22 protein-coding genes and 1 other RNA gene are annotated in these 26,563 nt (G+C 60.0%); 8 read left to right on the top strand and 15 right to left on the bottom strand.

Translation table 11 applies throughout. The annotated features are described in order from the left end of the window. Positions 1–25: 25 nt before the first annotated feature. The 3 genes from PMW67_RS02575 to PMW67_RS02565 all read right to left on the bottom strand — a co-directional run bounded on the left by PMW67_RS02575 (position 26) and on the right by PMW67_RS02565 (position 3,491). A complete protein-coding gene (locus tag PMW67_RS02575; RefSeq protein WP_117629416.1) occupies positions 26–604 on the bottom strand; it encodes a xanthine phosphoribosyltransferase in 579 nt (192 codons plus the stop codon). 157 nt (positions 605–761) lie between these two features. Continuing rightward, positions 762–2,066, bottom strand: coding sequence for an MFS transporter (locus PMW67_RS02570; RefSeq protein WP_271738661.1), 1,305 nt, complete (start codon positions 2,064–2,066; stop codon positions 762–764). A 141-nt stretch (positions 2,067–2,207) separates the two neighbouring features. Next, the gene (locus PMW67_RS02565; protein ID WP_148346077.1) at positions 2,208–3,491 is read right to left on the bottom strand and encodes an O-acetylhomoserine aminocarboxypropyltransferase/cysteine synthase family protein; all 1,284 of its coding nucleotides are present in this window, start codon (positions 3,489–3,491) and stop codon (positions 2,208–2,210) included. 230 nt (positions 3,492–3,721) lie between these two features. Here PMW67_RS02565 and PMW67_RS02560 point away from each other — a divergent pair, with 230 nt between their 5' ends. Further along, positions 3,722–4,168, top strand: a complete 447-nt coding sequence (locus PMW67_RS02560) for a C-GCAxxG-C-C family protein (protein WP_271738660.1) — start codon at positions 3,722–3,724, stop codon at positions 4,166–4,168. A 67-nt stretch (positions 4,169–4,235) separates the two neighbouring features. Here the strand turns inward: PMW67_RS02560 and PMW67_RS02555 are convergent, their stop codons facing one another. From PMW67_RS02555 to rpsA, 3 genes are all read right to left on the bottom strand, one after another. Next, entirely contained in the window at positions 4,236–4,874 is a 639-nt protein-coding gene (locus tag PMW67_RS02555) for a YigZ family protein (protein WP_271738659.1), read from the bottom strand. 308 nt (positions 4,875–5,182) lie between these two features. Next, an RNA gene (gene rnpB / locus PMW67_RS02550) (RNase P RNA component class A) lies at positions 5,183–5,544 on the bottom strand. Positions 5,545–5,868: 324 nt separating this feature from the next. Then, the gene (gene rpsA / locus PMW67_RS02545) at positions 5,869–7,035 is read right to left on the bottom strand and encodes a 30S ribosomal protein S1 (RefSeq protein ID WP_022095232.1); all 1,167 of its coding nucleotides are present in this window, start codon (positions 7,033–7,035) and stop codon (positions 5,869–5,871) included. A gap of 315 nt (positions 7,036–7,350) precedes the next feature. Between rpsA and PMW67_RS02540 the strand changes: the two genes are divergently transcribed. Beyond that, positions 7,351–8,109 (top strand): HAD family hydrolase, encoded by a 759-nt coding sequence (locus tag PMW67_RS02540; protein WP_271738658.1) that lies wholly within the window; start codon positions 7,351–7,353, stop codon positions 8,107–8,109. A gap of 248 nt (positions 8,110–8,357) precedes the next feature. On the opposite strand, the gene PMW67_RS02535 is transcribed toward PMW67_RS02540, so the two are convergent. After that, positions 8,358–9,677 (bottom strand): L-cysteine desulfidase family protein, encoded by a 1,320-nt coding sequence (locus PMW67_RS02535; protein ID WP_271738657.1) that lies wholly within the window; start codon positions 9,675–9,677, stop codon positions 8,358–8,360. Between the two features lie 273 nt (positions 9,678–9,950). On the opposite strand from PMW67_RS02535, the gene rpiB reads away from it, so the two are divergent. Beyond that, positions 9,951–10,418 carry a ribose 5-phosphate isomerase B gene (gene rpiB, locus PMW67_RS02530; RefSeq protein WP_006234151.1) on the top strand — a complete coding sequence of 156 codons (468 nt, stop codon included), beginning with the start codon at positions 9,951–9,953 and terminating at the stop codon, positions 10,416–10,418. Between the two features lie 152 nt (positions 10,419–10,570). Here rpiB and ndk read toward each other — a convergent pair whose 3' ends face one another. The 4 genes from ndk to PMW67_RS02510 all read right to left on the bottom strand — a co-directional run bounded on the left by ndk (position 10,571) and on the right by PMW67_RS02510 (position 14,543). Next, on the bottom strand, positions 10,571–10,975 hold the full coding sequence (gene ndk / locus PMW67_RS02525) for a nucleoside-diphosphate kinase (protein WP_055251725.1): 405 nt from the start codon (positions 10,973–10,975) through the stop codon (positions 10,571–10,573). A gap of 384 nt (positions 10,976–11,359) precedes the next feature. Continuing rightward, positions 11,360–12,790, bottom strand: coding sequence for an argininosuccinate lyase (gene argH, locus PMW67_RS02520; RefSeq protein WP_271738656.1), 1,431 nt, complete (start codon positions 12,788–12,790; stop codon positions 11,360–11,362). Positions 12,791–12,908: 118 nt separating this feature from the next. Further along, the gene (locus tag PMW67_RS02515; RefSeq protein WP_271738655.1) at positions 12,909–13,079 is read right to left on the bottom strand and encodes a hypothetical protein; all 171 of its coding nucleotides are present in this window, start codon (positions 13,077–13,079) and stop codon (positions 12,909–12,911) included. A 237-nt stretch (positions 13,080–13,316) separates the two neighbouring features. Further along, entirely contained in the window at positions 13,317–14,543 is a 1,227-nt protein-coding gene (locus tag PMW67_RS02510) for an argininosuccinate synthase (protein WP_035138001.1), read from the bottom strand. Positions 14,544–15,098: 555 nt separating this feature from the next. Here PMW67_RS02510 and PMW67_RS02505 point away from each other — a divergent pair. Next, on the top strand, positions 15,099–15,926 hold the full coding sequence (locus PMW67_RS02505) for a Cof-type HAD-IIB family hydrolase (protein WP_271738654.1): 828 nt from the start codon (positions 15,099–15,101) through the stop codon (positions 15,924–15,926). Positions 15,927–16,201: 275 nt separating this feature from the next. Here the strand turns inward: PMW67_RS02505 and polA are convergent, their stop codons facing one another. Continuing rightward, on the bottom strand, positions 16,202–18,952 hold the full coding sequence (gene polA, locus PMW67_RS02500; RefSeq protein ID WP_271738653.1) for a DNA polymerase I: 2,751 nt from the start codon (positions 18,950–18,952) through the stop codon (positions 16,202–16,204). Positions 18,953–19,118: 166 nt separating this feature from the next. Here polA and PMW67_RS02495 point away from each other — a divergent pair, with 166 nt between their 5' ends. Next, a complete protein-coding gene (locus PMW67_RS02495) occupies positions 19,119–20,516 on the top strand; it encodes an aminopeptidase (protein ID WP_271738652.1) in 1,398 nt (465 codons plus the stop codon). A 127-nt stretch (positions 20,517–20,643) separates the two neighbouring features. Further along, complete coding sequence (locus tag PMW67_RS02490; RefSeq protein ID WP_271738651.1) at positions 20,644–21,453, top strand: YaaA family protein; 810 nt, start codon at positions 20,644–20,646, stop codon at positions 21,451–21,453. Positions 21,454–21,493: 40 nt separating this feature from the next. Here PMW67_RS02490 and PMW67_RS02485 read toward each other — a convergent pair whose 3' ends face one another. Then, positions 21,494–22,009 carry a hypothetical protein gene (locus tag PMW67_RS02485; RefSeq protein ID WP_271738650.1) on the bottom strand — a complete coding sequence of 172 codons (516 nt, stop codon included), beginning with the start codon at positions 22,007–22,009 and terminating at the stop codon, positions 21,494–21,496. A 171-nt stretch (positions 22,010–22,180) separates the two neighbouring features. On the opposite strand from PMW67_RS02485, the gene thiC reads away from it, so the two are divergent. Both thiC and thiD read left to right on the top strand, forming a co-directional pair. Next, on the top strand, positions 22,181–23,515 hold the full coding sequence (gene thiC / locus PMW67_RS02480; RefSeq protein ID WP_271738649.1) for a phosphomethylpyrimidine synthase ThiC: 1,335 nt from the start codon (positions 22,181–22,183) through the stop codon (positions 23,513–23,515). A 182-nt stretch (positions 23,516–23,697) separates the two neighbouring features. Then, on the top strand, positions 23,698–24,528 hold the full coding sequence (gene thiD, locus PMW67_RS02475) for a bifunctional hydroxymethylpyrimidine kinase/phosphomethylpyrimidine kinase (RefSeq protein WP_271738648.1): 831 nt from the start codon (positions 23,698–23,700) through the stop codon (positions 24,526–24,528). A gap of 60 nt (positions 24,529–24,588) precedes the next feature. On the opposite strand, the gene PMW67_RS02470 is transcribed toward thiD, so the two are convergent. Both PMW67_RS02470 and PMW67_RS02465 read right to left on the bottom strand, forming a co-directional pair. Then, on the bottom strand, positions 24,589–25,248 hold the full coding sequence (locus PMW67_RS02470) for an SGNH/GDSL hydrolase family protein (protein WP_271738647.1): 660 nt from the start codon (positions 25,246–25,248) through the stop codon (positions 24,589–24,591). Between the two features lie 78 nt (positions 25,249–25,326). Beyond that, positions 25,327–26,460 (bottom strand): TIGR02452 family protein, encoded by a 1,134-nt coding sequence (locus PMW67_RS02465; RefSeq protein WP_271738646.1) that lies wholly within the window; start codon positions 26,458–26,460, stop codon positions 25,327–25,329. Between the last annotated feature and the right edge of the window lie 103 nt (positions 26,461–26,563).

The following is a 26,563-nucleotide window of genomic DNA, read 5'->3' as shown; positions in this document are numbered from 1 at the left end:
CATACCAATCGCTTGTGCTGCGCGCTTAGGCGAAGGTGATCTCGCCGGTCTCGCAGTCCATATCGGCGATACGGGCCAGGCTCTCAACGCGGAAGCCGCGCTCGCGGAGCTTATCGCCGCCGCCCTGGAAGCCCTTCTCCACCGCAATGCCAATACCGGACACCTCGGCACCCGCAGCCTCACAGATCTTGATAAGACCCTCGAGCGCGCACCCGTTGGCCAAGAAGTCGTCGATGATCAGGACCTTGTCGCCCTCGGACAGGAAGCGCTTGCCGACGATGACCGGGTACTCCTTCTGCTTGGTAAAGGAGTAGATGGTCGTGGCATACTGCTCGCCGTCAAGGTTGATGGACTGTGCCTTCTTGGCAAAGACCACCGGCACGCCGCCAAAATGCTGGGCCGCGATGCAAGCCATGCCAATGCCCGAAGCCTCGATCGTCAGGATCTTGTTGATCTCGACATCCTTGAACAGACGGGCCCACTCGGCACCCATGTGGTCGAACAGCTCAACGTCGCATTGGTGGTTGAGGAAGGCATCAACCTTAAGGACGTTACCGGCCTTTACGATGCCGTCATGGCGAATACGATCCTCAAGCTCCTGCATGGCGCAACCCCTTCTCGCGGCAACGATACCGCGCGATTAATAAACGTTGTTCGATAGTCTACCACGGACCGACCCCCGCCCGCCCCACAAGCCGCATCGCACCACAAACCAGTCTTTTTGAGACGGCGCGAATCGTGGCAGACAGCCTCCCAACGCACTAATGGCAGGCGCGCATCCTCACCAAACGCACCATGGCGAGCGCAAAGCCCACAGCGGCCACAGCCATCAACACATAGAACACCGAACGGAAACCAAACAAGAACACATCCGGACGGCCTGCAACAAAACTGGTCACGGCCTCGCCCATCGCCACGCTCATCTGCCCATACAGGATATTCGACGCCACCGTAATGCCGAGTGCCATGCCAGCATAGCGCGCCAAACTGCCCAAGCTGCCCGCAAAGCCGAGTGCTTCGCGCGGAGCCGAGCCCATATACAACGAGTTGTTGGGGCTCTGGAAAATCGACGTACCGCACGACATAAACGCGACGCAGCACACGATCACAGGGATGGAAGAGTGCTCGTCGAGCGTGCTTACCGCAAAGAGACCGCATACGTACACGCCCAGGCCGACCGCCGTGGGGCCCTCGCAGCCAACACGGTCCGAAACCGTACCCGAAAGCGGGCCGATAAAGGCATTCACCATCGGCAGCGCCAAAAAGAGCAATCCGGAAATGTCAGAACCAAAGCCGTGGGCGTCCTGAAAATAGAACGGCAGGATAAACTCGGATGCGCCAATACCAACGAACACGATGAGCATGCAGGCAAGGTTGATGGTGAAGGCCGAATTTGCAAAGCAGCGACGAGCGGCCTCGATCAGGGACATGGGGCGCTCGCCGGCCTCCGGCTTAACATGCGGCAGCGTGTAGAGCCCCACGATAAACGAGATGACGCCAATGGGCAGGTTGATGAGGAAGATGCTCTCCCAAGGAAAGCTTGCCACCAGCATGCCGCCGAGCACGGGGCCACACATCATGCCGAGGGCCACGAAGGTCGCAAGAATACCCATGGCACGGCCTCGTTCGCGCGCCGGAAACGACTCGGTGATGATACCCATGTTGTTAGCCATGGCCGCCGCGCAACCGACGCCCTGAACAATGCGTGCCAGGATAAGAACCTCGAGCGAGGCCGAAAGGCCGCACAGCAGCGAACCGACCGAAAAGACGATGACGCCCAACTGGAACACATTCACCTTGCCGCGCACGTCGCCCAGACGGCCAAACGGCAACATAGCCACGCAAGTCGCAAGCAGATACACCGAGCTTACCAACTGAATGCGATCGAGGCCCACACCCAGCTCCTTTTGCATCACGGGCAGCGCCACGGTCACGACGGTCGAATCCAGACACACCATAAACGTCATGATGAGCACGGTAAACAGAATCGCCCACTTGTTCTTGCCATGGGTGTCGCCCTCTAGGGCAATGTGCTCGCGGCGCAGCTGCTCTGCAGTTTTCTCCATATCCATCCTTTCGAGTGGCCCAACGCAAAAACGGGGCCCCAATCGCCTGTAATCAGTCGCGATTGGGGTCCCGCCTACGGAATCGGAACGAAAGGCCACCGAAGCTTTCTGCCAGCATCGGCGCCTTGTGCGAACGCTAGCCTAGCACTGCTCGAGCGCCTGCTCAAGGTCGGCAATCAGATCGGCCGTGTCCTCGAGGCCGCACGACAGGCGCACCATGTCGGCGGAGATACCGCAGGCGATGAGCTCCTCATCGTTCATCTGGCGGTGCGTAGCGTTAGCAGGATGCAGGCAGCAGGTGCGGGCGTCGGCCACATGCGTGGCGATCTGGGCGAGCTTGAGGCTCTTCATAAAGGTCTCGGCCGCCGCGCGACCACCATTAAAGCCAAAGCTCACAACGCCGCAGGTACCGTTTGGCATGTACTTCTGAGCGAGGTCATAGTACTTGTCGCCCTCCAGACCCGGATAGCTCACGAAGCGCACCTTGGGATGGCTCTGCAGGAACTTGGCAACGGCCAGGCCGTTCTCGCAATGACGCGGCATGCGCACATGCAGGCTCTCGAGCGAGCTGTTCAAGAAGAACGCCGCCTGCGGGTTCTGCATGGGGCCAAGATCGCGCATGAGCTGCGCGGTGGCCTTGGTAATGAAGGCGCCCTCGCGACCGAACTTCTCGGCATAGGTCACGCCGTGGTAGCTCTCGTCAGGCGTGGTGAGACCCGGGAACTTGTCCGCATGAGCCATCCAGTCAAACTGGCCGTGGTCGACGATCACGCCGCCCAGGTAGGCAGCATGTCCATCCATGTACTTGGTGGTGGAGTGCGTAACGATGTCGGCGCCCCACTCAAAGGGACGGCACATCACGGGCGTCGGGAAGGTGTTGTCGACCATCAGCGGCACGCCGTGATCATGCGCGGCCTTGGCAAAGCGCTCAATATCGAGCACGGCAAGGGCGGGGTTGGCGATCGTCTCGCCAAAGACGAGCTTGGTATTGGGCTCAAAGGCTGCCTCGAGCTCTTCATCGGTGCAGTCGGGGGCAACGAACGTGCAGGTCAAGCCCATGCGACCCATGGTATGGGCGAGCAGGTTATACGTACCGCCGTAAATGGCAGAGCTTGCGACCACATGATCGCCGGCACCGGCCACGTTAAAGATCGCGAGGAAGTTCGCAGCCATGCCCGAGCTCGTGAGCATCGCGGCGGTGCCTCCCTCCATCTCGCAGATCTTGGCGGCAACCAGATCGCACGTGGGGTTCTGCAGGCGGCTGTAGAAGTAGCCCGACTCCTCCAGGTCAAACAGCTTGCCCATGTGCTCGGACGTGTCGTACTTCCACGTGGTGGACTGGTAGATGGGCACCTGGCGCGGCTCGGCATCTCCCGGGTGATAGCCGCCCTGAACACATGTAGTACCGATGGTCTGCTCGCTCATATCTAGCTCCCTTGCCTGGGTTACATTTTATTCGGTTCACGATACCGCTACCCCGCACCCCTCTCAACCCATCCCCAAGGTAGGTTAAGGGACAAATTGATTAGGGGTATTTATCTCAAGCTTTGGGCATTTGCTCGATAGATAAAAACGAGGCATACATGAAGCTCTCGATGATTACATGCCCCGTCACGGGTACCATAGGCGGGTACACCGTGACCAAGGAGACAACGATGAAGCAAATCGATACGGCCCAGCTCGACATCACCGACTGTCAGGCTCAAGCTGCCGAATACCACGCCCGTGGCTTTAACTGCGCCCAGGCCGTCGCCTGCACGCTCGCGCCCGCCGTCGGGCTCGACCCCCAGGTCGCCTTTACCCTCACCGAGGGCTTTGGCGCCGGCATGGGCGGCATGACCGAAACTTGCGGCGCCATCTCGGGCGCCGTGGCCATCATGGGCTTTGTAATGAGCGACGGCATGGAAAACCCTAAGACCAAGGGCCAGACCTACAAGCTGTCGCGCGAAATCGCCAAGCGTTTTGGCGAGAAGAACACGACGACCGTCTGCGGCACGCTCAAGGGCATCGGACCGGATAAAGGCCCGCTCCGCAGCTGTCCCGGCTGCATCGACGATGCCGTCGAGATCGCCTGCGATGTGCTAAAGCAGCTCGCCGAGTAAACGGCAGCAACATAAAACGACGGCCGGCGCGCTTGGAATCCATCCAAAAGCACGCCGGCCGTCGCCGTTAGAACTCGGCAAATTCGGGGGCTCCGACCTCAATCTCCTCACGCCCCGCCATAAGCTCGCGCATCTTGGCGCAAAACGGCTCCTGCTCCCCCGCTTTGAACACCAAGTGAATCGTCACGGCATCCGCGTAATCGGTATCCGAAACCTTGGCACCTGAATCCTGCGCCAAACGAAGCACCTGCTCATACTGCGAATAGGCCACATGCACGTCAACAGGCACGACACTGGTCATCTCGACGACCTGATCAGCCTCCCGAGCAGCCGCCACCGCCGCCTGCGTCGCCGCGGTATAGGCGCGCACCAATCCACCAGGCCCCAACAGCGTGCCGCCAAAATAGCGCGTCACCACGCAGCAAACATTTTTAAGCTCTGCGCCGCGCAGCACCTCGAGCGTCGGCATACCGCTCGTGCGGCTCGGCTCACCGTCATCGCTCTGGCGCTCGCGCCCATCGACCAAAATCCACGCAGGAACATTGTGTCGAGCGTCGTAATGGCGCTTGCGAACCATCTCGATAAAGGCATTCGCCTCATCCTCGGACTCAATATGGACCAGCTGGGCAATAAACCGGCTCTTGCGGTCCACAAACTCGCCTGAAGCCTCAATATTCGATTGCAGAGTAAAATAGCTGTCCAACAAAGCCCCTCAACAACAAGCAAAGCAACAAACAGCCTCAATAATACGGCAAAGGCCGTACCGATAACCCCGGTAAATAGAACGGCAACGCCGATGATTCCGTAAACGAAAGCGAGAACCCGTCAGCGCGAGCAAGGTGCCTTGAAAGACGAGATTGCAACAGAAATGAGGCTGCCGATGACCAGATAAAAACAGCGAGACGGCGTCAGCTGAGTCGATTTGGCCCGAAAGAGGAGGGAGCACGCCTTATGGCGGCGACCGACGAATGAGCGCCAAATCGGCCAGCTGACGCCGTCGCAGCGTCAACATAGTTGCTGAGTGGGCCTATAAGCCGGGTTCTGTCGTGAACGGTCATTTATCTTGTCTGCACGTTACCGTGCAGCTCCACGCACGCTACCCGAACGCGGACCGGGCCGGCCCATAGCGTTCCTATTCGCGCTTGCTCCGGATGGGGCTTGCCAAGCCGCCGTGTTGCCACGACGCTGGTGGTCTCTTACACCACCGTTTCAGCTTTTCCCTTTACGCCTTGCGGCGCAGGTGGGAGTCTTCTTTTCTGCGGCGCTTTCCGTCGGATCACTCCGCCCGGCCGTTAGCCGGCATCCCGCCCTCTGGAGCCCGGACTTTCCTCACGCGTACTGCAAGCAGTACATCGCGCGACCGTCTGGCCCACTCAGCAGTGCAAGAGTGTAACACACCGTTGCCGCAGGCAATGGCACAACGCAAACGCTCGACACGATAAACCAAGAACCGCCATGCGCTACAATGGTCCTGTCGATGGGCAACGTCGTCAGTCGAGACGCGACCGCGCTCCACACCCCTCCGTCTACTCGGTGTGTTCCCGCCTCCTCCCCGAGGCGGGATGTCGGCATTTTTTCATGCACCGACAACCAAATAGCCTGTGGATAGCATGGGCAGCATCGTGCATCTCGGCACCAAATGCAAAAAAGGACCCGTCCATTGCGGACGGGTCCCTAAAACAAGTGATCGTCAAACCGATTTACTCGGCGTCGGTCTCCTCGTCCTTCTTCTCGGAAGGCAGCGGGGTAACCTCGATCTCGACGCCCAGAGTCTCAGCAGCAGACTTCATGGACAGGGAGATGCGACGACGGTCGAGGTCGATCTCCATGACCTTGACCTGAACCTTGTCGCCCACGTGGGTGACCTGAGAAGGCTGATCGACGTGCTTGTTGGCCATCTCGGAGATGTGCACCAGGCCCTCGATGCCCTCGCCCAGATCGACGAAAGCGCCGAACGGAACAAGCTTGGTCACAGTGCCCTCGACGATAGCGCCGACGGGGTACTTCTTGACCAGTGCGCGCCACGGATCCTCGGTGGTCTGCTTGAGACCCAGGGAGATGCGCTCGCGGTTGAGATCGACGTCGAGAACCTCGACCTCGACCTCCTGGCCGACCTTGACAACCTCGGAAGGATGGTTGACGTGGTTCCAGGAGAGCTCGGAGATGTGGATGAGGCCGTCGATACCGCCGAGGTCGACGAAGGCGCCGAAGTCGACGATGGAGGAAACGGTGCCCTGGAGACGCATGCCAGACTTGAGCTTGGACAGGATCTCGGAGCGCTCGGCCTTACGGGACTCCTCGAGCACGACGCGACGAGAGAGGACGACGTTGTTGCGGTTGCGGTCCATCTCGATGACGCGAGCCTCGATGCGGGTGCCCATGTAGGAGGTGAGGTCCTTGACACGACGGAGGTCGACGAGGGAAGCGGGCAGGAAGCCACGCAGGCCGATGTCGAGGATCAGGCCGCCCTTGACAACCTCGATAACCTCGCCCTCGACGTTCTCGCCGGAGTTGAACTTCTCCTCGATGCGGTTCCAAGCACGCTCGTACTCGGCACGCTTCTTGGACAGGACCAGACGACCGTCCTTGTCCTCCTTCTGGAGAACCAGAGCCTCGATGGGATCACCGAGTGCAACGATGTCTGCAGGGTTAGCGTCCTTGCGGATGGACAGCTCGCGGACCGGGATAACGCCCTCGGACTTGAATCCGATGTCAACGAGCACCTCGTCATGCTCGATCTTAACGACAGTGCCGTTAACGAGATCGCCCTCATCAAAGTCGGTAATCGTACCGTCGATGAGGTTGTTCATCTCCTCCTCATTGACATCGTCAAGAGAGAAAATGGACGAGTTCTGAATCTCACTCAAAGGTGGACCCCTTTCGAACTACGGGGCCCCGATTGCTAGGACCTACAGAAGGGTGCGACAAGCACACAACGTTTAGGAACACTCGGGAGCCGACAGATACTAATGTGACGCTTATGCAATCACGTTCGTATAGGTTACGGGGAAATGAGTTCGATTTCAAGCGTGAACTGCGATTTTTTACTCGTGTGGAGACTTTTTCGTAATCTTATGAACACACGTCTCCGCAACTTGACGATAACCAGCCAGGCATTCGGCTTTGGGGTAAAGTATCCGGAGCCAACGATTCTAGATCGATTTTTCGAGAAAGGTGCCCGCGTGCTCAAAGCAGTCGTTTTCGATATGGACGAGACGCTTCTCAGCATCAACCTCAACGCGTTCATCCTTCGCTATTTTAAGGATGTCTCTTCGATGCTCGCGGATATCGGGCGCCGCAGCCGCGGTGGCACGATGGCACGCCTCGGCACCATCCTGGTCGACCTCAACGCCAATCGCCGCAGCGGCACGGACAACCGCACCAATCTTGAGTTTTACCAAGAAGAGGTCGAGCGCCGATGCGGGATCCGCCTCTCCGATCCCCTCATCTACGAGGCGTTTACCTACTATGACCGCGAAGTTCTTCCGTACAAGAACGACGATGTCATTAACGCCCACGCTATGCCGGGCGCGCACGCCGCGCTCCAGGCCGTACAGGACGCTGGACTGCGCTGCGCGCTCTTTACCAACCCCAGCTTTCCCCAGGGGGCCATCGAGTGCCGCATGGGTTGGGGCGACCTGGCCGACGCTCCCTTTGAGCTCGTCACGCACATGGGAAACACCACCCGCTGCAAGCCCGATGCCACCTACTATCTAGAGCAGCTTCAGGTGATGGGGCTCGAGCCAAACGAGGTCCTTATGGTGGGCAACGATCCCAAGCGCGACTTCCCCAGTCCCGCCTGCGGCATTCAAACTGCCTATGTTGGCCAGGGAAAACCCGGCCGAGCCACCTGGCGCGGAACCATGGAAGACTTCGCCCGCGACTTTAACGCCGTAGTAGAAGCCTTCTACGAACACCAAGTAGCCGACGAACTGTCATAGAACCCCCTCGCTCGCTCCAAACAAAATAACACCGCAGACCGAATGTGACAAAGGTTCAGCCCCTTTTCACATTACAAAGATTGCGCCGATGTCTTGGAACCGACAGCGAAAGCCCGCCAGGGCGAGCAAGGTGCCTTGAAACGAGGCGGCATTGACCTTTTGGTCATGCCGCCGAAGTTGAAAGGCAGATTGCCGCTCTGGCGGGCTTGCAGCGTCGACTGGTTACGCGGTTTGGTAAAACCGCGTAACTAACAAACCTGGGTTTTGCCGATCATGATGTTGAGGATTTCGACGTCGGTGTCCTTCATGCCCACGCGGCCTACGTAGCCCATGCTGGCGATTGTCTGCTCAACGGTATCCTGGATCAGGCCCTCGCCGGCACGGAAGCCGCGACCCTGCATGGCCATATCGTGACCCAGAATCGCCGCATCGACGGCAGCCGAGATCTTGGCGGCACAGCTCGCCTTGGCGCCGTCGCACACGATGCCGCCCACGTTGCCAAGCGTATTCGAGACCGTCGCGCCAATCTGCTCGCGCGTGCCACCGCACAGCCAGGTAATAGCGGCGCCGGCGCCGCACGCGGCGCAAATAGCACCGCAAAACGCCGAGAGCGCACCAATATAGCTCTTGATATGCACAGCGATAAGATCGGACAGCATCACGGCGCGCACCAGGCGCTCGTGGTCGCAACGCAGGTACTCGGCATACTCCATGACGGGCAATGCGCAGGTAATGCCCTGATTGCCCGAGCCGCACACAATGGCGACCGGCAGCGCGCAGCCATTCATGCGAGCGTCGGATCCGGCGGCCGCACGGGCACGGGCACGGCAGGCGACGTCATCGGCACGAGCACCCAGCAGCGTACGACCCACCTCGGCGCCCCAAGCGTGCGCAAGGCCCTCGGCACTGATTGCGCCATTCAGCTCAATCTGACGCTCAACGGCAGCGCGGGCGTCCTCAATGTCACCGTCCTCGATAAAGTCGATGATGGTCTCGATCGACATGGGCGTGTCGGCGCTATCTGCGGCACGCTCGGCCACGACGCGCTCGGCACAGGCGGCACACTCCCCCGCCGACTTACCGCATACCGGAATACCGTCGAGGGTATGGCACGTGACATTGGTGTGGTGGTCGGTAATCTCGACGACCGCGACATGGCCCCCGGCCGTGGCAGTCACCTTGATGTAGAGGTTGGGCACACCCTCGACAAGCGACACATCACAGTAGCCGGCGTCAGCGAGGAGCTCGGCCACGCGCGCACGGTCTTTATCGTCAACGCTCTCGAGCACCTCGAGCGCGCTCTTGGCGTCGCCGCCCACGGCACCCAGCACGGCCGCCGCCTCAATACCATGCATGCCGCCCGAGTTGGGCACGGTAACGCTCTTGACGTTCTTGATGATATTGCCCGAACAGGCAACGTCCATATGCTCGGGCTCGCAGCCAAGCGTCTGGCTCGCCAGCGCCGCTGCATAGGCAACGGCAATGGGCTCGGTGCAGCCGAGCGCGCAGACAAGCTCGCGGTTCAAGACATCGCAAAAAGCGGCATCGCGAATGGAATCGGTAGGCATAGGTATCTCCTGCTTACATAACGGACTGGGCTCTCAATAATAGTTAACTCTATTCTATTTGATAACAATGCATCAAAAACCGCAACCCAAGTTCCGGCGGACGGCGTTCAAGCGCAAACTGACGGCATTAATTCATGAGAAGTAAGTCTTGTTGCATGCTAAAGCGTTTGACCAAAAAACGCCCGAGCGTTTACACAAAAGTCGCGCTATCATGCAGTCGAACGCGGTAAAACCTTTAGCAATTCCGCCGCACGGACCAGAGAGGAACCACTCATGAAGATTGGTATCGGTAACGACCACGCCGCCGTCGAGCTCAAGAACATTATCTCCGAGCACCTGAAGGAGCGCGGCTGTGAGGTCGTGAACTTTGGAACCGACACCTCCGAGAGCTTTGATTACCCCATCGCCGGCTACAAGGTGGGTAAGGCCGTGGCCAACGGTGACGTCGACCTGGGCATCCTGATCTGCGGCACCGGCGTCGGGATCAGCCTGGCCGCCAATAAGGTCGAGGGCGTTCGCGCCGTCGTATGCTCCGAGCCCTTCAGCGCCAAGCTCTCGCGCATGCACAACAACACCAACGTGCTCGCCTTTGGTGCCCGTGTCGTGGGCTCCGAGCTCGCCAAGATGATCGTCGACGAGTGGCTCGACGCCGAGTTTGAGGGCGGTCGTCACGAGCGTCGCGTTAACCTCCTCAACGAGATCGACCACACGCGCGGCCTCAAGGTCGTCGACGAGGCCTAAACTACTCAGTGCCACAAGCTAACAGCAGGGGCCCGCTCGGAACTCATGTCCGAGCGGGTCCCTTCATAGATTTTGGAATAAAAAGGGCGCCGCGGATGGAATTCCGCAGCGCCCAAGCCACACGCTAACAGCTTTAAGGAGTCAAAGCTGGTTTAGCCAAAGAAGCGCTTGATCTCGATCTCGGCGTTCTCCAGGCAGTCGGAGCCGTGGATCACGTTGGCGTTGACATCGACAGCGAAGTCGCCGCGGATGGTGCCAGGAGCAGCATCAAGCGGGTTGGTAGCGCCCATAAGGGTGCGCATCTTGGAAACAGCGGAGAGACCGGAAACGACCATCTTGACGACCGGACCGCTCGTCATAAAGTCGCAGAGACCGCCAAAGAAGGGCTTGTCGGCCAGATGGGCGTAGTGCTCCTCGACGGTAGCGCGCTCGAGCGTGGTCATCTCCATGCGCTCGATGACAAGGCCGCTGCGCTCAATGCGAGCAACGATCTCGCCGATCTTGCGATCGCGCACGGCGTCGGGCTTAATCATGATGAAGGTCTTCTCGATAGCCATAAGGTAGCCTTTCAAGTAGGTTCGCGCGTGCCCAAGTCCCATTCCGGCACCCGCCTGGACTGCATCGTAACAGAGTTTTAGCTGCAGTTAAACAAAAAGCTGTTTATTGAAACGCTGCAATTTATTAAAGCGCTCCATATGTGTCACTTCTGTTTCGAAGCCCGATTAGAGTACCATCCGACCGCTCATCAACCACATCGAACAGAGCAGGCGGTCGGTTGCCGCCCGCGAACGTATCCCCTTCACAACCTGTCCAAAGGTCCAACAGAAGTTCTCGACAAGCCCCTCCCCCATAGCAACAAAATACGGGCGCCTACATCAGTAGGCACCCGTAAAGCGAAAACGATTTATCAATACATGGCCAAAACGGCTTCAGCCAAACCCCTACTTTGCCCCGTGACCCATCTCGACGACCTTGGTTAGCGATCCAAACGCGCCTTCGTCGGCCACGAACTGTGCCTCGGCACGCTGCAGCTGCACGGCAACGGCGGCAGGAGCGGTGCCGCCCTCGGTCGTGCGCGCGGCGACAATCGACGGGATATCGAGCGCCTCGGTAATGTCGTGCTCAAAGAGCGGGCTCGCCTCCTGGAACACCTCAAATGGCAGGTCCTCAAGATTGCAGCCGCGCTTCTCACACATCAGGACCAGATGGCCCACCACGGCATGTGCCTCGCGGAACGGCAGACCACGCTTAGCCAGGTAATCGGCAACATCAGTGGCGGCAAGGTGTCCCACGCCGCACTCGCGCGCCATGGCATCCTCGTTGACGGTCCAAGTCGAAATCATTCCGGCCATAACCGACAGGCACTGCATGAGCGTGTGAGCGGTATCGAGCGCGCCCTCCTTGTCCTCCTGCAGGTCCTTGTTATAGGCGAGCGGCAGGCCCTTCATGGTTACGAGCAGCTGCACCAGGTTGCCATAGACACGGCCGCTCTTGCCGCGAATAAGCTCGGCAAAGTCGGGATTCTTCTTCTGCGGCATGATGGACGAGCCGGTGGAGTAGGAGTCTGAAAGCGTGATAAAGCCAAATTCGGAGCTCGACCACAGCACGATCTCCTCGGAAAGACGCGACAGGTGCATGGCCATGACGGAGCCGGCGTAATGCAGATCGAGCAGGAAATCACGGTCGGAAACCGCATCGAGCGAGTTGGGAATCACGCCCGCAAAACCAAGTTCGGCAGCCGTCATCTGGCGATCGAGCGGATAGCTCGTGCCGGCAAGCGCGGCAGCACCCAGCGGACAGCTGTCGGCGGCATCAAAGGCGGCCTTCAAGCGTGTAAAGTCGCGCGCGAACATCCAGGAATACGCCAGCAGATGATGCGACAGCAGCACGGGCTGAGCATGCTGCATGTGCGTGTAACCCGGAAGAATCACCTTGTCGTACTTCTTGGCCGCATCCACCAGCACATGACGCAGCTCAAGATTGGCCTCCATGAGCTCCTTGGCCAGCGCCTTGACGCCCAGGCGTGTATCGGTCGCCACCTGGTCGTTGCGCGAACGCCCAGTATGCAAGCGCTTACCGGCCTCTCCGATGCGGCGCGTCAGCTCGCTCTCGATGGACATATGAATGTCCTCGTCGTTGATATCGAAGGTGAAGTTGCCGGCATCGATATCCTGTTCGATTCCGGTCAGGCCCTCGGCAATCGCCTGCTCGTCCTCGGCACTGATGATGCCTTGGGCGGCCAGCATCTTGGCATGTGCCTTAGAGCCGGCGATATCCTGCTTATAGAGATGTTTGTCGACCGGCAGCGACGCGCCAAACTCCTGCGTGACCTCGGCCACGCCCGCCTCAAAACGACCGCCCCAAAGAGCCATGGGATCGTCCCCTTTCATCAAATACCAAACGAAGCGCCCAAAGCAATGCGCCCTGTCGCTAAAGCGATTTACCAACCGCTAGTTTTGCACATTCCCCACTGCATGCGGGGCCATGTAGCTAATTTGCAAAGAAGTGACGCACCATGCACTTGGCACCCAACGTCTCCCTCCGGATGTTGCCCTGCGAACCGTCAATCCAAGCCTTCAGGCTCATAGGGACGTCCTCGACCTTTGCAGCATCGAGCTCGGGCGCGAGGGCAAGTAAAGCATGCGCGATGACATTGAACATATTGGATACTCCTCATATATATATAGGCGCAAGGCCGACAAATTGATAGAAAGAGCCCCGCCGGACAACCCCGGCGGGGCTCGGACTCAGCCGCAAGCGCGGCGTCATATATGCGGGCGGAACGTAGGGGCCACCGATGTTAAGAAGTGTCAGCAAGCATAACGAAAGGTAGGGACCCCGTGCGCCCGTTTTGTATCACGCGGATGGGCCGCGCGGATACCAAGGGAAGGAAAAGCCTTAGGCCTGGGCGGCGGCAGAGCTGGGACCCTGGACCTTTGCCCACGTCTTGAGCGACAGCGTATCGATCTCGATAAAGCCGGCGCTGGCCTTCTCGTCAAACGTGGTGTCGCGGTCGTAGGTAGCCAGACCGTAGTCGTAGAGGCTGAAGGGGCTCTTGCGGCCGACGACATGGCAGTTGCCCTTAAAGAACTTCAGGCGGACGGTGCCGGTCACGAACTTCTGGGTGTCGGCCATAAAGGCGTCGAGCGCGTTCTTGAGCGGGCTGTACCACTGGCCGTTATACACGGCGGTGGCCCAATCCTGCTCGAGCTTGATCTTGGTCTTGAGCAGGTCGCCCTCGACGCAAATGTCCTCGAGCGCCTTGTGGGCGGTGATGAGCGTCAGGGCGCCGGGAACCTCATAGCACTCGCGGCTCTTGAGGCCCACCAGACGATCCTCGACCAGGTCGAGGCGGCCAAAGCCGTTGTCGCCGGAGATCTTGTTGAGGGCGATGACGATCTCGGAGAGCTTCATCTTCTTGCCGTCGACGGCGACGGGCTTGCCGGCCTCAAACTCAATCTCGGTATACGTCGGGGTGTCGGGCGTGTCCTCAGGATTCTTGGTCATAACCCAAGCGTCGTCGAGCGGCTCGTTCCAGGGATCCTCCAGGTGGCCGCACTCAATGGCACGACCCCACAGGTTGTCGTCGATGGAATAGGGGTTGTCGTTGGCGCCCTCGGGAACCGGCACGTTGTGGGCGTGGGCATAGGCAACCTCGTCGGGACGGCACTTCAGATCCCACTCGCGAACCGGGGCGATGACCTTAAGCTCAGGGTCGAGGGCCTTGACGGCAGCCTCAAAACGAACCTGGTCGTTACCCTTGCCGGTGCAGCCGTGTGCGACGTAGGTCGCGCCAAACTCGTGAGCGACCTCGACAAGCTTCTTGGCGAGCAGCGGGCGAGACAGGGCGGAGAGCAGCGGGTACTTGTTCTCGTACATGGAGTTTGCGGCGATGGCCTTGGTCAGGAACTCATCGGAGAACTCGTCGCGCAGGTCGAGCACCTGGCAATCCAGAACGCCCAGGTCAAGCGCCTTCTGCTTCTTGGCGTCCAGGCCGGTCTCCTCCTGGCCCACATTGCCGCAGACACAAACGACATCGAGATTCTTCTCGTCCTGGAGCCACTTGACACATACGGATGTATCAAGACCACCGGAATATGCGAGAACGACTTTTTCCTTGCTCATGGCTGTTTCCTTTCGCCCTTGGTAGCTAGTTAGAACATCGGTCAGTTGCAAGTCACCTTGAGGTCAAAAACCGTGCAATATCAGGTTATTCAGCAGAATGCATCACAGGCATGCCCTAGAAACATGCGGCTATGTCGTGCTTAAAACCCAACGACCTCAAAATGACTCTGTTGAGGCATTGCGCCCCATGCGGACAGAGACGATTGTTATCGTCGTCGGGAAATTGCGCGCTGGCGTCGGATGGCATTGTCTGCAGTGGTGATGATCTTTACGAACTGCATCTGCCTCTCCTTTCACCTATCGCCGGGCGCAATTCTAATATCGTAAACGGTACCTTTTCCTCGGTAAGCGGTTGTTTTGCCGTCTCCGTTTCCGATGGTCGCTATATTACGCTAAAGTGCCCGCAGCGCAAGCGACAAATTCAAATTTCTGAAAAGTTTTTTCATTAGTTTGTGAAGCGTGGTGCAAACGCGCGCCAATCCTGCGAAAATACGCCTGACTACGAGTTGATGGTTATAACGTCTGAAACAATTTCGAAACGAAAGGCTCGCCTTTATGCAAACTTACGAATCGGACGCCAATATCGGAAACATTAAGCTCATCGCCGTCGACATGGACAAGACGCTGCTGACCGACGAGCGCGTGCTACCGCAAGGCCTCGACGAATGCCTGGACAAGCTCGCCGACGCCGGCATCGTATTCTGCCCCGCCAGCGGACGTCCCGCCCCCAAGCTCGAAGAGATGTTCGAGGGCATCAAGAACCGCCTCGCCTTTTGTCCCGACAACGGAGCCTGCGTCATCTATCGCGGCAACTATATCTATAAGAGCAACATCGATGTGGCGCTGTATCAGCAGGTCTTGAGCCGTGCCTCGGAGGACCCGCACGCCGTTCCCGTCCTGTGCTGCTTCGACGAGTTCTACGTGCTTGCCCGCGACCATCAGTACCACGACGAGATCAGCGTCTACTACAACACAATCAACTACGTCGACAGCTTTGAGGGCATTGATTTCGAGTCCAACAAGATTTCGGTCTTCTTCCCCGGCTACGACGCCGAGCCCGCTTTCCGCGAGACCTATAGCCCCGAGTTCTCGGACAAGCTCTACGTCACCAACGCCGGGCGCGAGTGGATCGACTTTATGAACCTGGGCGTCGACAAGGGCGCCGGCGTCGCGCACCTGTGCGAGCACCTGGGCATCGATATTGCCGATGCCGCCGCCGTGGGCGATACCTACAACGACATCCCCATGCTGGAGCGCGTCGGTCACAGCTTTATCGTGGACAATGCCGAGGAACACATGAACGCACACGCCAAGTGGCGTATTCCGAGCAACAACGACGGGGGCGTACTGACGCTCATCGACGCCATCTTGGCGGCTCGTTAACGTAACTTGTCGGACCTGGCCGGGTGGCATGGGTTAACTTTTCGCTCGGTCAGGTCCTGCGCAAGACGAAAGCCACATTAAGTGGCTTTCTTTGCGTGCGGAATCTACGAAAAGTTAACCCATGCCACCCGGCCAGGTCCTGAGGTTACTTGCTTGCCGCCCGGATGGCGTCTTGGCGTCTAGATACTTTGGCTGAATTTAATTGAATGAAGGGAGCTCCTTGTTGATGAGGGGCTCCCTTCTGTTTTGGTTACTTTGGGGTTGTGGGTGTGGCCTTACTTGGCATCGGCCCAGGTCACTCCTGTCGATGCTTCGGCGATCAACGGTACGCGTAGGTCTACGACGTGCTCCATGACGTCTTGGACCATGGCGGTTAGGCGCTCGACTTCTTCGACCGGGCACTCAAAGTCCAGTTCGTCGTGTACTTGTAGGATCATGTGGGCGGCAAAGTCCTCTTCTTCCAGGCGGCGGCTTACGCGGGCCATGGCGATCTTGATGATGTCGGCCGCGGTGCCCTGCATGGGGTGGTTCATGGCCGTGCGCTCGCCAAAGCCACGAAGTTGCGGGTTTTTAGCCTTGAGCTCGGGAATATGGCGTCTGCGGCCGTACATGGTCTCGGCGTAGCCCGTCTGCTTGGCGCGCGCCACCACGTTGTCGAGGAACGTACGCACGCCTGGATAGGCCTCGTAGTAGCGATCGATCATATCGCGCGCCTCGGCCATCGAGATATGCAGCGACTGCGACAGACCGTAGGCCTGCTGGCCGTACACGATGCCAAAGTTCACGGCCTTGGCGCGACTGCGCAGATCGGGTGTCACCTCGGACACCGGCACGCCAAATACGCGCGCGGCCGTCTCGGCATGGAAGTCCTCACCCTCGTTAAAGGCACGTACCAGATGCTCGTCACCCGAGAGGTGCGCGAGCAGACGCAGCTCGATCTGCGAGTAGTCCACCGCCAAAAAGACGCTGCCCTCGCCTGCCGAGAACGCCGTCTTGACGGTGCGGCCCAGCTCCGAGCGCGTCGGGATGTTCTGCAGATTGGGGTCGCTCGAAGACAGACGCCCCGTCGCGGTGATGGTCTGGTTGTACGTAGTGTGTACGCGACCGTCACCGCGGCGCAGCGGACCTAGCGTGTCCAGATAGGTCGACTTAATCTTGGACTTCTCACGCCAGTCCAAAATCAGACGCACGATCTCGTGGTCGCGGGCAAGATCGCTCAACACCTTGGCGTTGGTCGAATAATAGCCGCGCTTAGTCTTCTTGAGGCCCTTGGTCGGAAGCCCCATCACATCAAAGAGCACGTGCGACAGCTGCATGGGACTGCCAATATTAAAGGTCTCGTCACCCGCCAGGTCGCGAATGCTTCGCTCGACCTCGGTGATCTGGGTCGCCAGGCCCTCGGACAGACTGCGCAACCGATCGGGATCCACGAGCATGCCCGCGCGCTCCATCTTGGCAAGCACCGGCACAAGCGGCATCTCGATGCCATCGAACACGTTGGCGGCGTTCTCGCGGGTCATGCGGTCGCGCAGCGGTGCGACCAGCGCCAGCGTCAAGGCTGCCGTACGGGCGGCGGGTGCAGGAGCGTCCTCGCCGGCACCCTCTGCACCGCGCGCCGCAGGCAGCGACATCTGCAGATAGGTATCGGCCAGATACGCCTCATCGAACTCGGAGCGGTCGGAATCCAGCAGGTAGGCGGCAACCACGGTATCGAAGATGCACGTGGAATCGGCAGACAGCGGGTCCATGAGCTCGGGCTCAGAGGAATCGATAGGCGAAAGCTCGTGCAGCAGCGCCTTCATATCCGGGCTCGCCACGCGGCCCTCCATAAACAGGCGCGCGAGCACGCCGGCAATCACGCCGTGGGCGAAGTTAAAGCCCTCAACCTCAGCCGCCGCACCGCCGTCGCCCTCCTCGAGCGCGAACAGGCCCTTGGACGTCGCCAGCCACAGCGTGCGCGTCAGTCCAAAGAGCGCGCCCTCTTCCTTGTCGTCGTCCACCACGGCGGCGACCCACTCGCCGGCATCAATCGCGCGGGCGACCTCGGACGCCACGGCAGCAAGTGCCTCCGCATCGCCAGCGGCGGCACGCGAAACCGCGGGTATCTCGAACGCGCTGGCAGCAGGCACGACCCCGCCCTCGCCGCCAATCAGCGCCAGGAAGCGGTTCTGCATGGCCGTAATGCCGAGCGTGCCGAGCGCCGCGGAGACCTCGTCGGCAGAAAACGCCGGGAAGGACGTCGCCTCAAAGTCGAGCTCGACAGGCGCATCGGTGCGAATGGTTGCGACCTTGCGGCTCAGCAGCGCATCGTCGATATGTGCACGCAGGTTCTCGCCCATCTTGCCCTTGACCTCGTCGGCATGCGCGATGACTTCGTCCAGGCTACCGTACTGCGCGATGAGCGCACTCGCCTTTTTGGGGCCGATGCCCGGTACGCCGGGAATGTTGTCCGACGTATCGCCCTTCAGACCGTAAAAATCGGGTACGAGGGCCGGCGTAATGCCGTGATACAGGTCGTCCACGCTCTCGGGTGTCATGATCGCCACGTCGGACAGGCCCTTGCGAGTCGAGACCACGTTGACGTGCTCGGTCACGAGCTGATACATGTCGCGGTCGCCGGTCACCAGCAACATGTCGCAGCCGGCCTCCTCACCCAGGCGCGCCATGGTTCCCAGGATATCGTCACCTTCCCAGCCCTCAGACTGCAGAATCGGCACGTTGAGCGCGGTGAGCAGCTCCTTGATCATTGGAAACTGTGCGTGCAGATCGGGGTCCATGGGCGGACGCTGAGCCTTGTACTGCGGCAGCATCTCCATGCGCACGCGCGGCTTGCCCTTGTCAAACGCCACAACAACGCCGTCGGGATTAAAGGCGTCAATCATCTTGAGGAACATATTCAAAAAGCCAAAGATCGCGTTGGTGGGACGACCGTCCGGCGCGTTCATGGTCGGCGGCACGGCGTGGAAGGCGCGGTGCATGAGCGAGTTGCCGTCGATGACGGCAAAGGTACGGCGCTTGTCAGACATATTGAATACCTCGCTTTGGGCTGGGCACGGTTTGCTCACACCAGTTTACACGCTCCCCGCCCCGCGGCCACCGCACATCAGGCTTCCCTGCCGCCGTGAGCCCGCGCGTGATACGATGGCTCACGGTACATCAACCAGCACGATCGATCCGAAAGGAGCCTGCGTCATGGAGCGTCCCTGCGCATGGAAAAAGTACACGCCACAGCAAATCGAGGAGCTAGAGGAGCTTTGCCGCGGCTATAAGCAGTTTTTGAGCGAGAACAAGACCGAGCGCCTGTGCGTCAAGACCGGTATCAAGATGGCCGAGGAGGCGGGTTACGTCAATCTGGAGACCGTGATCGCCGAGGGCCGCGCGCTCAAGGCCGGCGACAAGGTGTACGCCGCCAATCACGGCAAGGACCTTATGCTCGTCAACCTGGGCACCGCCCCGCTCGAGCAGGGCTTTAACATCCTGGGCGCCCACGTGGACTCGCCGCGCCTGGACCTTAAGCAGAATCCCGCCTTCGAGGCCGGCGACATGGCCTACCTCGACACGCACTACTATGGCGGCGTCAAGAGCTACCACTGGGTCGCTTCCCCGCTCGCACTCGTAGGCGTCATCTGCAAAAAGGACGGCACCACCGTCGACATCAACATCGGCGACAAGGCGGACGACCCGGTCTTTACCATCTCCGACCTGCTGATCCACCTCTCGAGCGAGCAGATGGCCAAGCCCGCCAAGGATGCCGTCGATGCCGAGATCCTCGACGTGATCGTGGGCGGCCGCCCCGTCAAGTTTGACGAGGACGACAAGGACGCTCCCAAGGAGCCCGTCAAGCAGATGTTCCTGGATATCCTCAAGGAGCAGTACGAAGTCGAGGAGGAGGACTTCCTCTCCGCCGAGATTGAGGTCGTGCCCGCCGGCCCGGCCCGCGACATGGGCCTCGACCGCTCCATGATTCTGGGCTATGGCCACGACGATCGCGTTTGCGCCTATCCGTCCATGCTCGCCCAGATCGACGTCGCCAACGTGGAGCGCACGAGCATCACACTCATCGTCGACAAGGAGGAGATTGGCTCCGTGGGTGCCACCGGCATGACGAGCCGCTTCTTCGAGAACACCGTCGCCGAGATCATGACGCTCGCCGGCGAGGATAGCCCGCTGGCCCTGCGCCGTGCACTCGCCCACAGCCGCATGCTCTCCTCCGACGTGTCCGCCGGCTTCGACCCGGGCTACGCCGGCAAGTTCGAAACCAAGAACGCGGCCTTCATGGGTCGCGGCCTGTGCTTCAACAAGTACACGGGCAGCCGCGGCAAGGGCGGTTCAAACGACGCCGACGCCGAGTACGTGGCCCTCGTCCGCGACATCATGGACGAGGCCGGCGTGGACTTCCAGACCTGCGAGCTCGGCCGCGTCAACGCGGGCGGCGGCGGCACCATCGCCTACATCATGGCCAAGTACGGCATGAACGTCATCGACTCCGGCGTTGCCGTCCTGTCCATGCATGCCCTGTGGGAGGTCGCCAACAAGGCCGATATCTACGAGGCCTACCGCGGCTACAAGGCCTTCATCGAGCGCGCCTAACCAACCCTCGTAAAACGAGCCCAACCAGCCCTTTATAACTTGCGGTGAAATAGTTCCCAGACATGCCTTTTAACAGGCAAAACAGGAATTATTCCACCGCAACTTCCTTTTTGGCAGAGGAGAGTCCATGCTGCAGGTCATCATTTCGCCCGCCAAGCAGATGCGCGCGGCCCAAGATGCTTTTGAAGTCCTGGGCATTCCACCCTTTGTGCGCGAGACAGCTCGCCTCCACCGCGCACTGCTAGATATCGAGCGGAATGAAGGCAGCGGCGGCCTGCAGACCCTTTGGAACGTGAGCGACAGGCTGCTTACAACGTGCCTGGATACGCTTCACGAATTTATGCCCGTCCTGAACGATGCCGACCTCGCCGATCCCGATATCGCGCGTCGAATCTCCCCCGCCGTCATATCCTACCACGGCATCCAATACCAAAGCATGGCGCCCGAGGTGATGGATTCCGCGCAGCTCGCATGGCTGCAAGACCATCTATGGATCCTCTCGGGCCTTTACGGATGCGTACGCCCCTTTCATGCCGTTGAACCGTATCGGCTGGAGATGGGCGCAAAGCTTGCCGTCGACGATGCCCGAGACCTCTACGCGTTTTGGGGCGACAAACTCGCACGGGTCATCGCTCCGGCAGGCTCCAACGCTACGATCGTCAACCTCGCCAGCGCGGAATACGCCAAAGCCGTTCTGCCCCGCCTCACCACCGATGTCACGGTCGTCACATGCCTCTTTGGCGAAGGCGTCCGCAACGGCAAGCCCATCCAGCGCTCGACCGCCAGCAAAAAGGCGCGCGGCTCCATGGTGCGCTGGATGGCAGAAAACAAGCTCGAGGATGTAAGCGGGCTCACCGCGTTCGACGTTGGTTATCGTCACTTTCCCGAGCTTTCAAATAAAAACACTATGGTCTTCCTGAACGAACAGGCCTTGTAGGACCACCGCTACTTTTGAATGTGCTGCCTAGGCACGGCGTCTATTCCGCCAAGCCGTCGGCTTTGGCAATTTCATTTGTCGAGCCGTCTTGATAGGTAATCCTGACATGCTCCACCTCGGACACCTTGACGCCCGACGGGGGCTCCAGGCGCCATTCTGTCAGCGCGATATCCATCGTCGTGGGCACATCCCCTTGATCTTTGAGCGCGACCGACAGCGTCTTAAGCGACGCATCGAAGGTCACGCGCTCGATCTCTTCACCAGGAATGGAACCACCGCTCAGCTGCAACTGCACAAACTCATCGCACGGATACCAATAATCGCCGGAAGCTGCCACCGTGTTGCCGCCAGAGACCTTCATCGTCATAATCGGTAGGCTATCATCAGCCTCGAACTCCCAAGCAGCGCCGCCTTGACCGCCAAACGTCCAAATACAAAAGGCAATCACCAGCACGGCAAGCGCCGCAAAGCCAATCGCGACCAACCCATGGTGTGCACGGCCACCCTCGGCCGATACATCCCGTTGCGTCTCTCGATATAGATGCTTGTCTTCCATGTACGCCTCCCCACAGGCACGATCGTTGGCCCAATCGTACCCATTCAGGCTATACTTGAGCCCATGACATAAACGGGGAGCTTGCAGGACAGGACGGCAGGCTGAGATTGGGCGCGCCCGCCCTGACCCGCAAACCTGATATGGGTAATGCCAACGAAGGGAGCCGTGCCAATGAGCACACAAACCGAGCCCACGCTCGTCACGCAAATCGACTTCGCCCGCGCCGGGCAGATCACACCGCAGATGAAGGAGGTCGCCGAGCGTGAGCATCGCGACCCCGAGTACATCCGCGAGCGCGTGGCCGACGGCCGCATCGCCATTCCCGCTAACATCGTGCATATCAAAAAGGGCATGCGCGCCTTTGGTGTCGGTGAGGGCCTGTCCACCAAGGTCAACGTCAATCTGGGTATCTCGGGCGACAAGGCCGATGCCGCCGAGGAATGGAAGAAGGTCAAGATCGCCGAGGATTACGGCGCCGACGCCATCATGGACCTCTCCAACTCGGGCAAGACGCGCCAGTTCCGCCAGCAGCTCATCGACGAGACACCGCTCATGGTGGGCACCGTCCCCATGTACGACGCCATCGGTTACATGGAAAAGCCGCTGGTCAAGCTCACCAAGGACGACCTGCTCGAGGTCGTGCGCGCGCATGCCGAGGACGGTGTGGACTTTATGACCATCCACTGCGGCATCAACAAGTCGGTCATCAAGACTTTTAAGGAGACCGGCCGCCTCATGAACATCGTCAGCCGCGGCGGCTCGCTGCTGTTTGGCTGGATGGAGGTCACCGGCAACGAAAACCCCTTCTACGAGTTCTACGACGAGGTGCTCGAGATCTGCCATGAGTATGACGTGACGATTTCGCTCGGCGACTCCTGCCGCCCGGGCTGCCTCTACGATTCCAACGACGCCACCGAGACCGCCGAGATGATCGAGCTGGGCAAGCTGTGCAAGCGCGCTTGGGCAGCCGGCGTCCAGGTCATGGTCGAGGGCCCGGGCCATATGGCGCTCGACGAGATCGCCGCCAACATGAAGCTGCAGAAACGTCTGTGCCACAACGCCCCGTTCTATGTGCTCGGGCCGCTGGTGACCGATATCGGCGTGGGCTACGACCACATCACCGCCGCCATCGGTGGCGCCATCTCCGCGAGCTCCGGCGCCGACTTCCTGTGCTACGTAACGCCCGCCGAGCACCTGTGCCTGCCCAACGCCCAGGACGTGCTCGACGGCCTCATGGCCACTAAGATTGCCGCGCACGCCGCCGATATCGCCAAGAAGGTGCCGCACGTCCGCGACATGGACGACAAGATGGGTCGGGCACGCCGCAAACTCGACTGGAATGCCATGTGGAAGTGTGCTCTCGACCCGGTCACCGGTAAGAAGCGCTACGAGGAATCCCCCGCCGCCACCGAGGGCACTTGCACCATGTGCGGCAAGATGTGCGCCGTCCGCACCGTCAACAAGGTGTTCGAGGGCACGACGATCGATCTTGGCATGGAGGACTAGGCTAATCACCACGGTCGGTCGCAGGCCCTCAGCAACGTTCGTCGATTGTTGACGTGTGAACATTTGCTTTCATTTGCGTAAAGATTGCATCACCCGCCCGGGTCCGACATAGAGTCGGCCCGGGCATCTCTATAATGCAGGCTTAAAGACCCACTTGAATTCAATCGGACAAGGGAGTGAGCATGGATCGCAGTAATGTACCTGCCGTTCTATCCATCGCAGGATCCGATTCCAGCGGCGGTGCCGGCATTCAGGCCGACATCAAGACCATCACGGCGCACCGCCTGTATGCCGAGACGGCCATCACCGCCATCACCGCACAGAACACCCTGGGCGTCACCGCCGTGCAGAACATCTCCCCGGATATTGTCGCGGCACAGATCGATGCCGTTTTTGACGATATCCGCCCCAACGCCGTCAAGATTGGCATGGTTTCCTCTGCCGAGATTATCGATGTTATCGCCGACCGCCTGAGCGCTTGGAACGCGACAAACGTGGTAGTCGACCCCGTCATGGTAGCCACCTCGGGCGCACGGCTGATTGCCGAAGATGCCGCCGAGGCGCTCACCCGCCGCCTGTTCCCGCTAGCGACGGTTATCACGCCCAATATTCCCGAGGCCATGGCCCTGCTCGACTACGAGGTCGACTCCGAGCGCACGCAGCAAAATGCTGCCATGCTCCTCACCCGCCGCTTTGGTTGCGCATCCCTCGTTAAGGGTGGACATCTTGTCAACGAGGCCAACGATGTACTGGCCGAACCCGCGCCACTCGATGACGAGGGCAACCATCTGGGAGATCCACTCACCACGTGGTTCCGCCACAAGCGCATCGAGACCGACAACACACACGGCACCGGCTGCACGCTCTCGTCCGCCATCGCCTGCGCGCTGGCCCAGGGTATGGATCTTGCCGACGCCGTCAACGCCGGCAAGGCCTACCTAACCGGCGCTCTCGCCGCCGGCTTTGACATGGGCAAAGGTTCCGGCCCCGTCAATCACATGTGGCAGTACTAAAGTCCGCAACCCAAACCACCACAAAAGTGCCTGTCCCCTTTGTGTTGGTTTGGGGTCGCGCTACTCACCGAACATCTCTTGGAGCTTGGCTGCCACGGCGTGACCCAGGCTCTCGTGGCTTTCGGGCATCATATGCAGATAGTCGATATCACCCGGCTCGGCAAAGTCGGCGGCATTCAAAAAGTCGCAGCCAAACTGCTCAGCCACATGCGCGTAGTACTCACCAAAATGCTCCGAGGCCTCGACGGAACGCTCGTCAAAATCGGTCATATATACATCGACGATTTGCGGCTTGATCTTGATAGGTGCCATCAGCAGAATACGCGGGCAGGGTGCGGCATTGGTCCAGGGAAATGCACGCACCGCGCGAATCAGCGCCATGGCGCCACGGGCGATATCGGAAGCTGTCACGTTAAAGACCGTCTTACAGTCGTTGGTGCCCAGCATGATCACAATGGCGTCCAGCGGCTTATGGGCCTCGAGCAGCATCGGAAGTGCGCGGATGCCGTTAAGATTGGTGTCCAGATGGCACATGTCGTCGCGTACCGTCGTGCGGCCGTTGAGGCCTTCTTCAATTACATGCCAGCCCTCGCCTAAGTCACGTTGGGCCACGCCGCACCAGCGCACATCCTGCGCATAGCGCACCGCGGTGCCGTCGCGCATGCCCGCCGGATCGTAACCATAGGTGTTGCTGTCGCCAAAACATAGAACGTTTTTCATCGTAAGCCCTTCCTTTAGTAAAAAGCCGACGGGAGCAGCCTCTCCCGCCGGCTCGACCTATCTGTCGGCACGTACCGATTACAGGTACTTGCGCCAGTCATCGTCATCCTCGTCGTCCTCGGCAGCAGCCTGGGCCTGCTCGGCGGCACGGGCGGCTGCGGCGCGGGCAGCAACCTGAGCATAGGACTCCTCGTTGCGCTCGGGGAAGTTTGCCAGCACGTGCTCGAACTTGGCGAAGTCCTCGTCCCAGCGCGTAGAGGGTACAGCAAAAAAGACCTGCTTGACCTTAAAGTCGCCCGACGCGAGCTCCTTGCGGAAGAGCTCGGCCACGGCCTCTGCGTCAAAGCCGTTGTTGTCGCAGCCCCAAGCGCCCAGCACGAGCTTCTCGCGACCTAGCTCGTCGCAGATGGCGAGCACAAAGCGGATGCGGTCGCGCAGGGCGTCCAGCAGGGCATCGTCGCTCACGCGATACTCCTGGCGGGCGCGCTTAACGTTGGGCGCAGCGGCCACGATCACGTCGGCGTATGCATGCACGTGGTTGCGGTCGAAGCGCACCGCAGGCACCACCAGCGCACGGTTTCGGTAAAGCTCGCAGTTGATGTTGCGGCGACGGTTCTCGCCGTACCATTTGCGCTGCTTATCGAGAACGTTGTACAGATACGAATCGGCGCACAGCGTGGCCTCCTGGCCCAAATAGCCCTGAATATAGCCACCGCCCGGGTTGGTGAACGAGGCAAAGGCGAGCACGGCCATGTCGCAGAACTGCGCATAGCCACGACCGTTGTCCAGGATGGCCTGCGTGGCGGAGGCATCGAGCACGGTGACCTCGGGCAAAACCGGAGCGGGCTCCTCAGCAGGCGCGGACTCAGCTTCGGCGATTTCCTCGGCAGGCTTCTCGACGGGCTCGGGCGCTGCCTCGGTCTCGGGCGCAGCGTCGAACTCGGCAGCCTCCGCACCCTCGACGTCCTCGGCAACCCGCTCTTCGGCGGCCACAGCAGTCTGAACCTTGGCCTTCATCGCCGCGACAAAGCCGGCAGGCATACCGTCAAACTCGCGAACACCGACAAGCGAACGCTCGATATCCTTGGCGCACGCTTCGGATACAGTTGCCACGTGACGCTCGGCGGCCTTGGCACGGGCCTCGCGCTTGGGATTGGGCTGACCCGCTCGGTTGGACCTGCGGTTACGGTTCCTGTTGTCGACGTCTGCCATAAGTGGTCACCTTTCCTGTCGCTGCCGCTATCGGCTTTTCCCATCCATGATACCCCGCCGCGTACAAAAAAGACGGCCCCGAAGGACCGCCTTTCGCATCGAT

The sequence above is a fragment of the Collinsella aerofaciens genome (assembly GCF_028209395.1).
Classification (GTDB): Bacteria; Actinomycetota; Coriobacteriia; order Coriobacteriales; family Coriobacteriaceae; genus Collinsella; species Collinsella aerofaciens_AZ.
Note: the sequence above shows the minus strand (reverse complement) of the source record. Positions and strands in the feature narration are given on the sequence as shown.

Excerpts from the sequence above, each read along its gene's own strand:
- PMW67_RS02575 (WP_117629416.1), bottom strand. The coding sequence starts at position 604 with ATGCAGGAGCTTGAGGATCGTATTCGCCATGACGGCATCGTAAAGGCC.
- PMW67_RS02570 (WP_271738661.1), bottom strand. The coding sequence starts at position 2,066 with ATGGAGAAAACTGCAGAGCAGCTGCGCCGCGAGCACATTGCCCTAGAG.
- PMW67_RS02565 (WP_148346077.1), bottom strand. The coding sequence starts at position 3,491 with ATGAGCGAGCAGACCATCGGTACTACATGTGTTCAGGGCGGCTATCAC.
- PMW67_RS02560 (WP_271738660.1), top strand. The coding sequence starts at position 3,722 with ATGAAGCAAATCGATACGGCCCAGCTCGACATCACCGACTGTCAGGCT.
- PMW67_RS02535 (WP_271738657.1), bottom strand. The coding sequence starts at position 9,677 with ATGCCTACCGATTCCATTCGCGATGCCGCTTTTTGCGATGTCTTGAAC.
- rpiB (WP_006234151.1), top strand. The coding sequence starts at position 9,951 with ATGAAGATTGGTATCGGTAACGACCACGCCGCCGTCGAGCTCAAGAAC.
- ndk (WP_055251725.1), bottom strand. The coding sequence starts at position 10,975 with ATGGCTATCGAGAAGACCTTCATCATGATTAAGCCCGACGCCGTGCGC.
- argH (WP_271738656.1), bottom strand. The coding sequence starts at position 12,790 with ATGGCTCTTTGGGGCGGTCGTTTTGAGGCGGGCGTGGCCGAGGTCACG.
- PMW67_RS02515 (WP_271738655.1), bottom strand. The coding sequence starts at position 13,079 with ATGTTCAATGTCATCGCGCATGCTTTACTTGCCCTCGCGCCCGAGCTC.
- PMW67_RS02510 (WP_035138001.1), bottom strand. The coding sequence starts at position 14,543 with ATGAGCAAGGAAAAAGTCGTTCTCGCATATTCCGGTGGTCTTGATACA.
- PMW67_RS02505 (WP_271738654.1), top strand. The coding sequence starts at position 15,099 with ATGCAAACTTACGAATCGGACGCCAATATCGGAAACATTAAGCTCATC.
- polA (WP_271738653.1), bottom strand. The coding sequence starts at position 18,952 with ATGTCTGACAAGCGCCGTACCTTTGCCGTCATCGACGGCAACTCGCTC.
- PMW67_RS02495 (WP_271738652.1), top strand. The coding sequence starts at position 19,119 with ATGGAGCGTCCCTGCGCATGGAAAAAGTACACGCCACAGCAAATCGAG.
- PMW67_RS02490 (WP_271738651.1), top strand. The coding sequence starts at position 20,644 with ATGCTGCAGGTCATCATTTCGCCCGCCAAGCAGATGCGCGCGGCCCAA.
- PMW67_RS02485 (WP_271738650.1), bottom strand. The coding sequence starts at position 22,009 with ATGGAAGACAAGCATCTATATCGAGAGACGCAACGGGATGTATCGGCC.
- thiC (WP_271738649.1), top strand. The coding sequence starts at position 22,181 with ATGAGCACACAAACCGAGCCCACGCTCGTCACGCAAATCGACTTCGCC.
- thiD (WP_271738648.1), top strand. The coding sequence starts at position 23,698 with ATGGATCGCAGTAATGTACCTGCCGTTCTATCCATCGCAGGATCCGAT.
- PMW67_RS02470 (WP_271738647.1), bottom strand. The coding sequence starts at position 25,248 with ATGAAAAACGTTCTATGTTTTGGCGACAGCAACACCTATGGTTACGAT.
- PMW67_RS02465 (WP_271738646.1), bottom strand. The coding sequence starts at position 26,460 with ATGGCAGACGTCGACAACAGGAACCGTAACCGCAGGTCCAACCGAGCG.